General features: G+C 30.2%; 13 protein-coding genes. 3 read left to right on the top strand and 10 right to left on the bottom strand.

Annotation, left to right across the window (positions count from 1 at the left end):
• The first annotated feature begins 21 nt into the window (after positions 1–21).
• Entirely contained in the window at positions 22–1,200 is a 1,179-nt protein-coding gene (locus ACYPV9_RS11260) for an AIR synthase related protein (RefSeq protein WP_299064001.1), read from the top strand.
• 61 nt (positions 1,201–1,261) lie between these two features.
• On the opposite strand, the gene ACYPV9_RS11255 is transcribed toward ACYPV9_RS11260, so the two are convergent.
• On the bottom strand, positions 1,262–1,693 hold the full coding sequence (locus ACYPV9_RS11255) for a hypothetical protein (RefSeq protein ID WP_299064003.1): 432 nt from the start codon (positions 1,691–1,693) through the stop codon (positions 1,262–1,264).
• 94 nt (positions 1,694–1,787) lie between these two features.
• Between ACYPV9_RS11255 and prfA the strand changes: the two genes are divergently transcribed.
• Positions 1,788–2,864, top strand: a complete 1,077-nt coding sequence (gene prfA, locus ACYPV9_RS11250; protein ID WP_077811202.1) for a peptide chain release factor 1 — start codon at positions 1,788–1,790, stop codon at positions 2,862–2,864.
• Between the two features lie 128 nt (positions 2,865–2,992).
• Entirely contained in the window at positions 2,993–3,148 is a 156-nt protein-coding gene (locus tag ACYPV9_RS11245) for a hypothetical protein (RefSeq protein ID WP_299064006.1), read from the top strand.
• A gap of 224 nt (positions 3,149–3,372) precedes the next feature.
• Here ACYPV9_RS11245 and ACYPV9_RS11240 read toward each other — a convergent pair whose 3' ends face one another.
• From ACYPV9_RS11240 to thrS, 9 genes are all read right to left on the bottom strand, one after another.
• Positions 3,373–5,778 (bottom strand): glycoside hydrolase family 31 protein, encoded by a 2,406-nt coding sequence (locus ACYPV9_RS11240; protein ID WP_459743782.1) that lies wholly within the window; start codon positions 5,776–5,778, stop codon positions 3,373–3,375.
• A 275-nt stretch (positions 5,779–6,053) separates the two neighbouring features.
• The gene (gene glgB / locus ACYPV9_RS11235; protein WP_459743778.1) at positions 6,054–7,961 is read right to left on the bottom strand and encodes a 1,4-alpha-glucan branching protein GlgB; all 1,908 of its coding nucleotides are present in this window, start codon (positions 7,959–7,961) and stop codon (positions 6,054–6,056) included.
• A gap of 33 nt (positions 7,962–7,994) precedes the next feature.
• Complete coding sequence (locus ACYPV9_RS11230; protein ID WP_459743776.1) at positions 7,995–9,257, bottom strand: glucose-1-phosphate adenylyltransferase; 1,263 nt, start codon at positions 9,255–9,257, stop codon at positions 7,995–7,997.
• Positions 9,258–9,261: 4 nt separating this feature from the next.
• Entirely contained in the window at positions 9,262–10,662 is a 1,401-nt protein-coding gene (locus ACYPV9_RS11225) for a glycogen synthase (protein WP_459743774.1), read from the bottom strand.
• 130 nt (positions 10,663–10,792) lie between these two features.
• On the bottom strand, positions 10,793–11,377 hold the full coding sequence (locus ACYPV9_RS11220; protein ID WP_459743772.1) for a hypothetical protein: 585 nt from the start codon (positions 11,375–11,377) through the stop codon (positions 10,793–10,795).
• Positions 11,378–11,472: 95 nt separating this feature from the next.
• On the bottom strand, positions 11,473–11,817 hold the full coding sequence (rplT, locus tag ACYPV9_RS11215) for a 50S ribosomal protein L20 (protein WP_036823323.1): 345 nt from the start codon (positions 11,815–11,817) through the stop codon (positions 11,473–11,475).
• A 94-nt stretch (positions 11,818–11,911) separates the two neighbouring features.
• Positions 11,912–12,109, bottom strand: coding sequence for a 50S ribosomal protein L35 (gene rpmI / locus ACYPV9_RS11210; RefSeq protein ID WP_299064030.1), 198 nt, complete (start codon positions 12,107–12,109; stop codon positions 11,912–11,914).
• A 33-nt stretch (positions 12,110–12,142) separates the two neighbouring features.
• Positions 12,143–12,661, bottom strand: coding sequence for a translation initiation factor IF-3 (gene infC, locus ACYPV9_RS11205; RefSeq protein WP_077811209.1), 519 nt, complete (start codon positions 12,659–12,661; stop codon positions 12,143–12,145).
• A gap of 112 nt (positions 12,662–12,773) precedes the next feature.
• A complete protein-coding gene (gene thrS / locus ACYPV9_RS11200) occupies positions 12,774–14,714 on the bottom strand; it encodes a threonine--tRNA ligase (protein ID WP_459743769.1) in 1,941 nt (646 codons plus the stop codon).
• Positions 14,715–15,348 lie beyond the last annotated feature (634 nt).

The following is a 15,348-nucleotide window of genomic DNA, read 5'->3' as shown; positions in this document are numbered from 1 at the left end:
CATCAACAACAACACAATAACATGAGTAAAGAAGTTTCTAAAAGATACGCGCAAAGAGGTGTTTCTGCATCAAAAGAAGATGTACATAATGCAATCAAAAATATAGATAAAGGTTTATTTCCGAAGGCATTTTGTAAAATTGTGCCAGATTATTTAACAAACGATTCAGATTATTGCTTAATCATGCATGCAGATGGTGCAGGTACAAAATCTTCATTAGCATATATGTACTGGAAAGAAACTGGTGATATTTCTGTTTGGAAAGGTATTGCTCAAGATGCTTTAATAATGAATATCGACGATTTGTTATGTGTTGGTGCTACAGATAATATTATGTTATCTTCTACAATTGGCCGTAATAAAAGTAAAATTCCTGGTGAAGTTTTATCAGCAATTATAAATGGTACCGAAGAATTAATTGAAGATTTAAAGAAATTTGGAGTTACAATTCATTCTACGGGAGGTGAAACAGCAGATGTTGGTGATTTAGTGCGTACAATTATTGTAGATTCTACAGTAACTGCAAGAATGAAACGCACGGATGTAATTGACAACGCCAATATAAAAGTCGGTGATGTAATTGTTGGTTTAGAATCTTTTGGACAAGCAACTTATGAAACTGAATATAATGGCGGAATGGGTTCTAACGGATTAACATCAGCTAGACACGATGTTTTTCATAAATATTTAGCCGAAAAATATCCAGAAAGTTTTGACGCAGCTGTGCCAGAAGATTTAGTGTATTCTGGTAATACAAAATTAACAGATAAAGTAGAAAATTCTCCTATCGATGCTGGTAAATTGGTTTTATCACCAACAAGAACCTATGCACCTATCATAAAAGAAATTTTAAATAATTTTTCTTCGGATAAAGTACATGGTATGATTCACTGTTCTGGTGGTGCACAAACTAAAATTTTACACTTTGTAGACAATTTACATATTGTAAAAGATAATATGTTCGAAATACCACCATTATTTAAATTGATTCAAGAACAATCTAAAACAGATTGGAAAGAAATGTATCAAGTATTTAATTGTGGTCATAGAATGGAAATATATGTTTCTCCTGAAATAGCAGAGAACATTATAGAAATTTCTAAATCTTTTAATGTAGACGCTAAAATTGTAGGTAGAGTAGAAGCATCTGATTCAAAAAAATTAACAATTAAAAGTGAGTTTGGTACATTTGAGTATTAAACAAAAACAAATAATTTGAATAAAAAACTCTAAACAATATTGTTTAGAGTTTTTTTGTAATTTATCTTTTCGTAAAAATAAAATCAATTTTAAAATCGTTGTTAGAAACTATAGCTTTTAAAAGTTTATTGTCTTTGTAATATTTAATTTTTGTTGGGAATTCATTTTCTAAATTTTCACAAGTAAAGGAAGTGTCGGTTTGTTCTGTAAACTTAAAAAGAGTAGCAATTTCATTTACACCAATAACTTTTAAAAATAAGGTGTCTTTTACCTTAATAATTTCCATTTCCTCGTAAAAAGTTGTGTCTTTACCCTTTAGAGTTATACCTTCTCCTTTAAAATTTTTATGCCACGTTTCATAAGTAATAGTAGTATCAGGCTTTTCTAGGCGAATCCATTTTCCAATTAAAAACGAAGGTTTTTGTATGTCCGTTTTTTTATTTTCACATGATAAAAACAGCATTAATATGGTTAAAAATAGAATTGGTTTCATTCTTAAAGTTTAGAAATATTCAAATATACTCAAAATGAAACATTTAAATTTCAGAGAAAAATTGTAAATTCGCAATCCAAGAAAAGAGTAGAAGATGTTAGATAAATTAAGAATTGTTAAGCAGCGTTATGATGAGGTTTCTGATTTGATTATTCAACCAGAAATTATCATGGATCAAAAGCGTTACGCGCAATTAATGAAAGAATATAAAGATTTAGGTGATGTTGTTAAAAAGGGTGATGAATATCAAACTTTAACAAATAACATAGAAGAAGCTAAAGAAATACTAGCCGATGGTTCTGATGCAGAGATGAACGAAATGGCAAAAATGGAAATTGAAGAAGCAAATGTTAGAATTCCTCAATTAGAAGAAGAAATAAAAATATTACTAATACCTAAAGATCCAGAAGATTCTAAAAATGCGGTTGTAGAATTACGTGCCGGAACTGGTGGAGATGAAGCAAGTATTTTTGCAGGAGATTTATTTAGAATGTATTCTAAGTATTGCGAAAGTAAAGGTTGGAAAGTTTCTACTGTAGATTATTCTGAAGGAACGAATGGTGGTTTTAAAGAAATTCAGTTTGAAGTTTCTGGTAATGATGTATATGGTACTTTAAAATTTGAAGCAGGTGTGCATCGAGTACAGAGAGTTCCGCAAACAGAAACTCAAGGTAGAGTGCACACATCTGCTGCAACATGTATGGTTTTTCCAGAAGCAGAAGAATTTGATGTAGAAATTAATCCGAAAGATGTAAGAATAGACTTTTTTTGTTCTTCTGGTCCTGGTGGACAATCTGTAAACACTACATATTCTGCGGTACGTTTAACACACATTCCTACCGGTTTAGTAGCACAATGTCAAGATCAAAAATCGCAGCATAAAAATAAAGAAAAAGCATTTAAAGTTTTACGTTCTAGATTGTATGATATGGAGCTAGAAAAGAAAAATGCAGAAGATGCTTTAAAACGTGGTTCTATGGTTTCTTCTGGAGATAGAAGTGCAAAAATTAGAACCTATAATTATGCCCAAGGTAGAGTTACAGATCACAGAATTGGTTTGTCTTTATATGATTTACCAAATATTGTAAATGGTGATATTCAAAAAATAATTGACGAGTTAATGCTAGCAGAAAATACAGAAAAACTTAAAAGTTTAAATGACGGAATTTAATTTTTCTGGTATTATATAAAAAAGCCTCAGATTTTAATCTGAGGCTTTTTTTATTTCAGTTATTTTTTAAATGAAATGAACTAATGTTATTTTTAGGTTGAAGGTATCTTTACATTAAAATAAATATTATGATAGCTACAAAAATTATAGGATTAACGTCTGCTTTAACAAAGAGTAAGAAAGCAAAAATAGGTTTACTGTTATTAGAAATTGCAATTATTGCAGTTGCTTATAAAAGTGGTAAAAAAGATAAAGTAAGTTTAGATACAGATGAAAGTATGTAAAATAAAAAAGCGATTAAAGTTCTTGAAGAACTAATAACCGCCTTTTTTGCGTTAAACAAATATTCGTTAAAAAATCCAATATAAATTATACAATTTGGGGGAATTTGATTTAATAACACTACAAAGATATTGTAGTTTAGAATATTTCACAATCCCTGAAATCAGTGAATTTTTAGTATCCCCGAATTCAGGGATGCATTACCCTGAATTCGGGGATTGGTAAATTATTTACCGAATAAATGTAATTCTGTAAACTCTTTGTTTATAGTGATAGATTGATTTTTATCATTATTTATATTGTCTAATTCAATTTCTACATTATCTATCTGAACAGATTGAATTGCAAATGGTAAATTGTGGAAGATGATTTTAAAATTATTGTACTTCGCATCAAAATCTCCAGATTTGTGTTGCTGTAAAATTAATTCTTCTTTTTTACCTGTAACTTTAAAAGTTCGCAAGCTAAATCTTCCTTTTTTATAATCGTAACCATCATGGGCATCATCAAATAGTTGAGAGGTTTCTTTGCCTTTTTTGTAATAAACATCTAATGTTATTTCATCAAATTCTTTTTCACCTACATATTGTTGCACAGGATACTTAGGTATAACAGCACCTTCTTTTATAAATATTGGCATACTATCAATATCAGCATCAACCCACATTTCTTTTCCTCCTTCTACAACTTCGTTTGTCCAGAAATTATACCATTTACCTCTTGGTATATACATTCTTCTACCTTTAGCATTTGGTTCTATAATCGGACAAATCAAAATTTGTTCTCCATAGACAAACTCATCACTTCTGTAATGCGTAGAAGTATCTTCTTGATCGTATAAAACCAAAGATTTTAAAATCGGACTTCCGTCATTTATATATTTCCAAAAAGCTGTGTATAAATATGGTAATAATTGATATCTTAGTTCTACAAACTTTCTAACGATATCTGTTATTTCAGTACCAAAAACCCAAGGTTCTTGGTCTCCGTGATCTCCAGAAGAATGTACTCTACAAAATGCATGAAATACACCTAACTGTATCCATCTGGCAAATAACTCTCCTTGAGGTTGTTCAGCAAACCCACCAATGTCGCTACCTGCAAAAGAGAAACCAGACATGGCCATTCTTTGTGCTTGGTTGTTTGCAATTGCTAAATGTTCCCAAGTTGCTACATTATCTCCCATCCAAGTAGATGTGTAGCGTTGCGCACCAGAATATGCAGATCTTGTTATTACAAAAGGTCTTTTTGGATATGCATATTTTTTTAAACCATGGTAAGTAGCACGTGCCATTTGTGTACCATAAATATTGTGTGCTTTTCTATGAGAACAAGGGTTGCCATCATAATCATGACGAACATCATTAGGAAAAGATTTATTAGGAACATCCATTACTGCAGGTTCATTCATATCATTCCAAACACCTTTTACACCAATATCTTCTATCAATTCTTTAAATAAACCAGACCACCATTCTCTAACTTCTGGTTTTGTGTAATCTGGAAAATAACATTCTCCGGGCCAAACTTTTCCTTTCATATAAGGTCCGTCGGCTCTTTTACAAAAATAATCTTTGTCTAAAGCTTCTTTAAATACATCGTATTCTAAATCTATTTTAATTCCTGGGTCTATAATTACAACAGTTTTAAAACCGTCTTCTTCTAATTCTCTAACCATTCTCTTAGGATCTGGAAAATGATTTTTATCCCAAGTAAAACATCTAAAACCATCCATATAATCGATATCTAAATAAATGGCATCACAAGGAATTTGTAAATCTCTAAATGTTTTTGTGATTTGTTTTACATTACTTTCTGGGTAATAACTCCATTTACATTGATGAAAACCTAATGCCCATAATGGTGGTAATGCATGTGGCTTACCAGTGAGGTCTGTATAATTCTTAACTACATCGTCCATTTTAGGACCGTAGATAAAATAGTAATTCATTTCACCACCTTGCGCCCAAAAACTTGCTACATTTCTTCTTTCGTGTGCAAAGTCAAAATGAGTTTTAAAAGTATTATCAAAGAAAATTCCGTAAGATTTATTGTCTTGTATTGCTGTGTAAAACGGTATTGCTTTGTATATAGGATCTGTATTTTTGCCAAAAGCATAAGAATCTGTTGCCCAATTTTCGAAGCGTTTTCCTTTTAAATTTACTTCTACAGGTTTGTCTCCTAAGCCATAAAAACTTTCTCCTTTTTGACAAATTTTACTCATTTTTACTATGTCACCACCAAACTCATAACTTTCTTCCCAATGAAAACCAATTTCGTCTTCATTGATAAGCTTATTGTCTACAGCATCATATAGTTTAACTTGTAAACTTTGTTTTTCTACTTTACAAATAAGCTTAGATGTTGTAATAATATAATTTTTATCGTCTTCAGAAACATCTAAAAAACTATATCCTCTACTTGCATGTATGGTTACACCGTAAGAAAAATCATTTTCAAATTTACCTGTTGTGCTGTATCGAAAACGTATTACACTATCTCTAACAACAGTAACTTGTAGCACAACACCATTTTTTGTGTTAAAATATAGTGTGTCTACATCTTTTTGGTAACTTATTATTTCTGATGGAAATAAATTTCCTTTTTGTTCTAATTCTGTATTAACAATCATAGTCTTGGTTGTTTAAATATTAATTCAAAAATCGTAAAAGTTATAGATTTTTTAGTATTAAAATTGTTATTTCTACGATAACGTTTAACTCTGTGTTACTAACAAAAATATTACTTATTTATTTAAAAATTAGGCAAATAAGATTTCTTTTCTATGTTAAGAAAAGATTTTTTAAAGTCTTAAAAATGACGTTTATTTTTATGAAGTTTAAAAATTAAAACCTCTTTTTTTACGATACTATTAGTATTTTATAAAGAGGTTTTAAAAGTTTAAGTTTATTTAAATTTAAAAGCGAGCATACTTAAAGGTGGTAAATTCAATTCGATTGAATTTAACCTATTATTCCAGCTCTTTTTATTAGTTTTTAATTTTAAGTTTTTATAATTATTGGTGCCATTAAAAAGTTTTTGATCACTGTTAAAAATCTCTATTAATGTACCCGATTTGGGTAATCCAACTCTGTAATTTTCCCTAGGAACAGGCGTTAAATTTAAAATTATTATAACATCATTTTTTGGGTCGTTTCCTTTTCTGATATAAGAAAGAACTGAGTTTTCATGATCACCGTGGTCTATCCATTCGAAACCATCAAACGAAAATTGTTTTTGGTGTAATGCGGGTTCTGTTTTGTAAAGTAAGTTTAATTCTTTAACTAGATTTTGAATACCTTTATGAACATCATACTGTAATAAATGCCAATCTAGACTTCCGTTAAAATTCCATTCACTTGTTTGTCCAAATTCGGCACCTTGAAACAAAAGTTTAGTTCCTGGATGCGTAAACATAAAACAATATAATAGTCTTAAATTTGCAAATTTTTGCCATTCATCACCCGGCATTTTCTCTACAATTGCTTTTTTCCCGTAGACAACTTCGTCATGAGAAAGCGGTAGCATAAAGTTTTCTGTAAATGCATAGTTCAAACTAAAAGTTAAGTCGTTTTGATGATGTTTTCTATAGATTGGTTCTTTTGCAAAATAGTCTAAAGAATCATGCATCCAACCCATCATCCATTTCATTCCAAAGCCTAAACCATCAGAAAAAACAGGGCTAGATACTTTAGGAAAAGATGTTGATTCTTCTGCAATTGTTTGTACATCTGGGTAGTTTTCGTAAACGGCAACATTCATTTCTTTAATAAATGCAATTGCTTCTAAGTTTTCTCTACCACCAAATTCATTTGGTTCCCATTCGCCATCTTTTCTAGAATAATCTAAAAATAGCATCGATGCTACAGCGTCTACTCTTAATCCATCTGCATGGTATTGATCTAACCAAAATAAAGCATTACTTATCAAGAAAGATTTTACTTCATTTCTTCCGTAGTTAAAAATTAAACTTTTCCAGTCTTGATGATAACCTTTTCGTACATCTGGATGTTCGTATAAATTAGAACCATCAAAAAAGCCTAAACCATGAGCATCTGAAGGGAAGTGAGACGGAACCCAATCTAAAATTACACCAATATTGTTTTCGTGAAACTTATCTACTAAATATTTAAATTCATCCGGATAACCAAATCTAGATGTTGGTGCAAAATAGCCTGTTAATTGATATCCCCAACTTGGGTCGTAAGGATATTCCATTATTGGCATAAATTCTACATGTGTAAAATTCATTTCTACCACATAATTTACCAATTCTTCAGCTAATTCATTATAGCTTAAAAATCGATTTTCTTCAATTTTTTGTTTCCATGAGTTTAAATGAACTTCGTAAACCGAATAAGGTGCATTTAATGCGTTTTTTTCTTTACGAGATTTCATCCATTTCTTGTCTTTCCAAGAATAATTATCTTCCCAAACTATGGATGCAGTTTTTGGAGGATGCTCGCATCTTCGCGCATAAGGATCTGCCTTTTCTGTTATAACATTGTTATTGTTGCTTTGTATTTTGTATTTGTAAATACTTCCTTTTTCTACGAAAGGGATAAAGCCTTCCCAGATACCGCTAGAATCCCATCTTACATTTAATTGATGTTCTTTATCATTCCAATAATTAAAATCTCCTACAACAGAAACTTCTTTCGCACTTGGTGCCCAAACGGCAAAGTAGGTGCCAGGTATACCATTTATTGTAGTAATGTGCGAGCCAAATTTTTCATATAATCTGTAATGCTTGCCGGCTTTAAATAAATTGATATCGAATTCTGAAAATAGTGAATGTGCTATAACTTTAGACATGTAATGTTTTTAAAAATTGAAAATTACTAGATACTAAATAACTGTTCCTTTTGGTATAATTGCACCTTTTTTGATAACAACAATTCCTTCTTTTATTTGATAAGTTTCTGTTTCTATATCCTCTAAATGAGGACCTCCGTTAATTTTAGTATCATCACCAATTCGACAATTTTTATCTATAATACAATTGTTAATTGTACATCTGTCGCCAATGCCAACTTGATTTTCAATATTGTTATTTTTGATGTCTTCTAAAGATTCGTAGAAATCATTACCCATCATATATGTATTTGTAACTATTGTGTCTTTACCAATTCTAGAACGAATACCAATTACAGATTTTTCTATTCTTTCAGCATTAATAATGCATCCATCAGCAATTATTGTTTTGTTAAGTTGTGTATTAGAAATCTTTGAAGTTGGTAAAATCCTTGCTCTTGTATAAACTCTGTTTTCGTCATACAAATTAAACTTTGGTAAATCGTCTGTTAAACCTAAGTTTGCTTCAAAAAATGAATCAATGTTTCCAATGTCTGTCCAATAACCTTCGTATGGATAGCTCATTGTTTTGTGTTCTCCTATTGCTTGCGGAATTATTTCTTTACCGAAATCGATAGTATCAGGATTAGCCATTAATTCTACTAATAATTCTCGATTAAAAATATAAATACCCATAGAGGCTAGGTAATTTCTACCTTCATCTTTCATTTCATCACTTACATCAGACGTCCAATCTGGTAAAAGTTCTGCATTTGGTTTTTCTATAAAAGAAGTAATGGTGTTGTTTTCATCTGTTTTTAAAATACCAAAAGAAGTTGCGTCTTTGGCATTTACAGGATATGTTGCTATCGATATTTTTGCGCCACTTTCTTCGTGTTTAGCAATCATATCTCTAAAGTCCATGTTATATAATTGGTCTCCAGATAAAATTAAAGCATATTTAAAATCATGCTCTAAAAAATGGTGCATACTTTGTCTTACCGCATCTGCAGTTCCTTGAAACCATTTGTCACTTTCCATAGTTTGTTCTGCCGCCAAAACATCTACAAAAGCAGAGCTAAAAAAACTAAAGTGATAGGTGTTTTTTATATGTTGATTTAAAGAAGCAGAGTTAAACTGAGTTAAAACATACATTCGTTTAATATCTGCATTAATACAATTTGAGATAGGAATATCTACCAAACGGTATTTTCCTGCGATTGGTACAGCAGGTTTAGATCTATCTTTAGTTAAAGGATATAATCTAGAACCTTGACCACCTCCTAAAATAATTCCAAGTACTTTGTCGTTTATCATTTGTTTAATTTTTTAAAGAATTATATAAATTGACATATTCTTTAGCCGAATTGCTCCAAGAATGGTCTATTTGCATTATATTTTGAATGTTGTTGTTAAATGTTTCCTTGTCTTTGTAAAAGTCTGTAGCTCTTAAAATAGCATCGGTAACATTAGGAACTGTAACACCTTTATGGCAAATCCCAAAGCCATTTTGATTTTTAATATCTACAATTGTATCTTTTAAACCACCAATTTCGTTAACAACAGGCACTGTACCGTATCTTAAAGAATACATTTGATTTAACCCACAAGGTTCTACCCGAGATGGCATTAATAAAAAATCTGCAGCAGCGTAAATTATATGTGCTAATTTTTCATCATAACCAATAAAAGAATTAAAGTTGTTTTTAGGTATTTTATTAAGTTTTTCTTCGGTTTCTTTATGACCAGAACCTAATAAAAATATAGAAATATTATTATTGGCTAGTGCTTCAGTGAAAATCTCTGGAAATAAATCTGCGCCTTTTTCACCAACTAATCGTCCAATAAATGCAAACAAGGGTTTATCAATATCTAAATTGTATTTTTCGCAAAGCCATTTTTTATTAGCTAGTTTTCCTTTCAGCGCATTTTTTGTAGTGTAATTTTCTATTAAATGTTTGTCTATGTTGGTGTTCCAAACATCTGTATCAATTCCGTTTAATATTCCGACACATTTATTACTTTCATGATGCAATAAGTTTTCTAAACCATTTGCATTAACTTGTAATTCTTTCATGTAAGAAGGAGAGACGGTAGTAACTTTCCATGCGCATTTAATTGCAGCTGCCAACGGATTAATATTTCCGTCCCAATCTAAAAGACCAACTTTTGTAAAATCGAATGGTGGTATTAAATTAACTTTATCATGAGAAAACCAACCTTGGTATTGTGCATTATGGATTGTTAGAACGGTTGGTGTATTTTTTAAATCTTCATATTTATTGCATTGCGAAATCATAAATGGAATTAATCCTGTATGATGATCGTGTACATGTATAATATCAGGTTTATTCTTTAAAGATAAAATCCAATCTAAGGTTGCAATTTGAAATGCTAAAAACTTATTTGTATCATCATTAGAGTAAACGTAATCTTTATAAGTTAAATCGGGTATATCAATAAAGTAGATGTCAAAGCCTAAATTATTGTCTTTAAGTTTTAATACTTTAAAGTTGTAATAATTGTGTCCTAAAGCGATAAAATTTTCATGAATTGTATCGAAAGAATTTTCTTGAGTAAATTTATTATTATAAAAAGGCATAACCACGTTACTGGTAGTGCCTTTTTCTTTTTGGTACTTAGGTAAAGCACCTACAACATCTGCAAGACCTCCTATTTTTGCTATAGGAAAGCACTCTGCACTTATATGTAGTATATTCAAAACTTATTTTGTTGATTAGTTCTTAAAGTTACAAAATATAAGTAGAACTATAAATTTTGAATGTAAAAATTAATATTAATCTAACAATCAGTAATTTAGATTACATTTATCTTATTTTATCTAAATTTAATTACGAATTTCTTTGTTTATTGATTTCGTCTTGTAATTCTCGTCTAAGTTTTTGTTCTCTTTCTATAGATTTTTTTCTATGCTTTTCATATTCAGATTCTACTTCTAAAAGGTCGCTTTTAGCTTTTTTAGTAAGCATATTGTTTTTGGTATATTTAAAGATGAAATATGCTAGACTTAATAACAAAACAAATATGATTGTCCATAATATTAAGTTATAAGTTGTTTTACTAACTTGTATACCTAATAATGATATAGAACCTTCTTTTTCGATAGCGATTTCTAATTTATTCTTTGTTTCGTTAAGTGATTCTAGCGTTTTTTTTGTGTTTTCTCTTTCGGTGTTTAGAAGTCCGTTTTTTTCAATTACTAAGTTTTTAGAGTTTTTAAGAGAGTCTAAAACGTTTTGTTTTAGTTTTAAAAATTTGTCTTTGCTTATAACTTTATATGTTTGATAGGTTGTAGAAGTTCTGTAAATTTTATCAAATTGGCCACTAAGTGAGTTGTCTTCTGGTTTTGTGGTTTCTTGAGCAATTGAAATAGTAGTTATAAATAAAGCTGTTAGGGTAATAAGTTTTAATCTCATTTTATAATATTTGGTGTAATTTTTAAAATAATAAAAGTAATAAAAAAACCCAAACGTAAACGTTTGGGTTTTTATTATAAGCAAGTAATTTATATTTATTTAATTTTCTCTACAACTGCCTTAAAAGCGTCTGGGTTATTAACAGCTAAATCAGCTAAAACCTTACGGTTTAATTCGATATTATTAGCTTTTACTTTCCCCATAAACTGAGAGTAAGACATTCCGTGTAAACGAGCTGCAGCGTTAATACGTACAATCCATAAAGAACGGAAGTTTCTCTTATTGTTTTTACGGTCACGGTATGCATAAAGCATTCCTTTTTCAACCGCATTTTTTGCTACTGTATAAACGTTTTTTCTACGTCCAAAGTAACCTTTTGCTGCCTTCAAGATTTTTTTTCTTCTTTTTCTTGAGGCTACTGAATTTACTGATCTTGGCATAATTTCAATGTGTTTTGTAGTAGGCGATTCTTTTCAGAATACTTTTCATATTTGGCCTAACTCCATGGTTAATAATTAAATTCCCTGGTTAAACTTATTTTAAGTTTAACTGTTGCTTAATGTTAGGCTCATCTGCTTTATGTACTAAAGCTGCATGAGTTAACTTTAATTTACGTTTTTTAGACTTCTTTGTTAAGATGTGACTTTTAAACGCGTGCTTTCTTTTTAATTTTCCAGTACCAGTAACTTTAAATCGTTTTTTGGCGCTAGATTTTGTTTTCATTTTCGGCATTTCTCCTTCGTTTTTATCTTGCTTATAAGATTGTTATTTTACTTTTTTAGGAGCAATAAACATAATCATACGTTTACCTTCTAATTTAGGTAGTTGCTCTACTTTACCATACTCTTCTAATTCTTGTGCTAACTTTAAAAGTAAAATTTGTCCTTGTTCTTTAAATATTATAGAACGACCTTTAAAGAATACAAACGCTTTTAACTTAGCTCCTTCTTGTAAGAATTTAATGGCATGCTTTTTCTTAAATTCATAATCATGCTCATCTGTTTGAGGTCCAAAACGTATTTCTTTAATAGTAACTTTAGTAGCTTTAGATTTTAAAGCTTTTTCACGTTTTTTTTGCTCATACAAGAATTTCTTGTAATCAATAATTTTACAAACAGGTGGTTTCGCTTTTGGTGAAATCTCTACCAAATCCAATTCCTGTTCTCTGGCTAATTCTTTAGCTTTTGCTAAAGGATATACACCAACTTCTACATTATCGCCCACAAGACGAACTTCGTCAACATATTTTATTTTTTCATTAATCCTATGCTGATCTTCTTTGATTACTCTTAACGGTCTTCTCGACCTACTTCTACGTATTGCTATGACTTATAAATTTAAATTATACATTTAGTTGTGTTACCAACCTTTTATTTTTGTTGAAATTCAAAATTAATTAAAATTTCTTCAATGTTTTACTTTCTTCTGTTTTAATTAAAGAAATAAATTCCTCAATTGTAAAGGTTCCAATATCACCTTCTCCGTGTCTTCTTACAGAAACTGTGCCATCTTGTTCTTCTTTCTCTCCAACAATTACCATAAATGGTATTTTGCTTACTTCTGCATCTCTAATCTTACGACCAGTTTTCTCACTTCGGTTGTCTACTAGGGCGCGAATTTCGGAATTTTCTAACGATTCTAAAACTTTTTCTGAATATTTTTGATATTTATCACTGATTGGCAATAAGATAACTTGATCTGGAGTTAGCCAAAGTGGGAAGTTTCCGCCTGTATGCTCTAACAAAACAGCAATAAATCTTTCCATAGATCCAAAAGGAGCTCTGTGTATCATTACTGGCCTGTGTTGTTGATTGTCAGAACCTTTATATGTCAAATCAAAACGCTTAGGTAAGTTGTAGTCTACTTGTATTGTACCAAGTTGCCAGCTTCTACCTAAAGCATCTTTTACCATAAAATCTAACTTTGGACCATAAAAAGCAGCTTCACCTTCTTCTACAACATAATCTAGCCCTTTGTCTTTTGCAGCACTAATAATTGCGTTTTCTGCAATTTCCCAAGTGTCAGTATCTCCAATATATTTCTCTGGATTACTTTTGTCTCTTATAGAAACTTGCGCTGTAAAATCTTCAAATCCTAAAGATCCAAATACGTAAAGTACTAAATCAATTACATCTTTAAATTCTTGATCTAATTGTTCTGGTGTACAAAAAATATGTGCATCATCTTGAGTAAAACCTCTTACACGTGTTAAGCCATGTAATTCTCCACTTTGTTCATACCTATATACAGTACCAAATTCTGCAAAACGTTTAGGTAAATCTTTGTAAGAATATGGTTTAAAGTTATAAACTTCACAGTGGTGCGGGCAATTCATTGGTTTTAGTAAGAATTCCTCATCCATTTTAGGAGTTTTTATTGCCTGAAAGCTATCTTCTCCATATTTTTCATAATGCCCAGAAGTAACATAAAGTTCTTTTTGACCAATATGCGGTGTCATTACCATTTCATAACCAGCTTTTTTCTGTGCTGCTTTCAAAAAGTTTTCTAATCTAGAACGTAAAGCAGCTCCTTTTGGTAACCATAAAGGTAAACCAGCTCCAACTTTTTGAGAAAAAGTAAAAAGTTCTAATTCTTTACCTAGTTTTCTGTGATCACGTTTTTTTGCTTCCTCTAAAATTTCTAGGTACTCAGTTAACATTTTTTGCTTCGGAAATGAGATTCCGTAAACCCTTGTTAATTGATTATTATTTTCGTCACCACGCCAGTACGCGCCAGCAACACTCATTATTTTTATAGCTTTTATAATTCCAGTGTTAGGAATATGTCCTCCTCTACATAAATCTGTAAAATTACTATGATCACAAAAAGTTATATCTCCGTCAGTTAAATTCTCTATTAATTCAACTTTATATTCATTGTTTTCTTTCTTATACAACTCTAGTGCATCCGCTTTAGATACAGATCTTAAAGAAAATTCATGTTTACCACGAGCTATTTCTAAAAATTTAGTTTCTATTTCCTTAAAGTTTTTGTCAGAAATTACTTCATCGCCTAAATCTACATCATAATAAAAACCATTTTCTATTGCAGGTCCTATTGTTAGTTTTGCATTAGGATAAAAACTTAAGATTGCTTCTGCTAAAACGTGAGCAGATGAGTGCCAAAATGCTTTTTTACCACCTTCGTCATTAAATGTATATAAAATTAAAGTACCATCGGTGGTTAACGGAGTGGTAGTTTCAACTGTCTTGTCATTGAAATTTGCAGATATTACATTTCTAGCAAAACCTTCGCTTATGCTTTTAGCAACATCTATAGGAGTGCTATTCTTTTCGAACTCCTTAACTGTTCCGTCTGGTAAAGTAATTTTAATCATTTAATTTATTAATGTTTGAATTTGCAAAGATATTAGAAAACATAATTTCACACAATATATATATGTACTTATTAACTATTCCATAATATTCTTTTAGGTTTTCTTTGTTTTTCTAAAGTTCAAATATTCTTAATTCGTTTATTCATGTTACATTAAATTAAAATCCATTGAATATTGGTTGTACTTATTCTCCTTATGTTTTACCATTTACAAAGTGAATAACTATATATAATTATGTAGAATGCCTTGGATATAATCCTTAAATTATCTGTTTAATCAATAAGTTTCAAAAAAAGCATAAGTATTTTTATTTTATCTAACTGATAATTATGTTTTTAGGTTTTAGTTTTAAAATAATTAGAAAAAAGGTTGATTAAATAGTTGTGGGATTGAAAATGCGGTGTATATTTGCACCCGCTAACGGAGATATGTGTTAGTTATTAAGTTCATTGTTTTGTTGTTTTAGGGTTTAGAAATTAAATTTAAAAAAAAAAGATTTATTTTTTCTTGTTAGATTAGAAATAAGTTTTATATTTGCACCCGCTAAACGAGATAGCAAAAACGTTCAGAGAGATTTTGGAATAACGATAAAAAGTTAGGTAGTTCGATTCTATCATTTCTACAAGATTAAGAT

The sequence above is a fragment of the Polaribacter sp. OB-PA-B3 genome (genome assembly GCF_054589375.1).
This window is presented reverse-complemented; position numbering and strand designations above follow the sequence as displayed.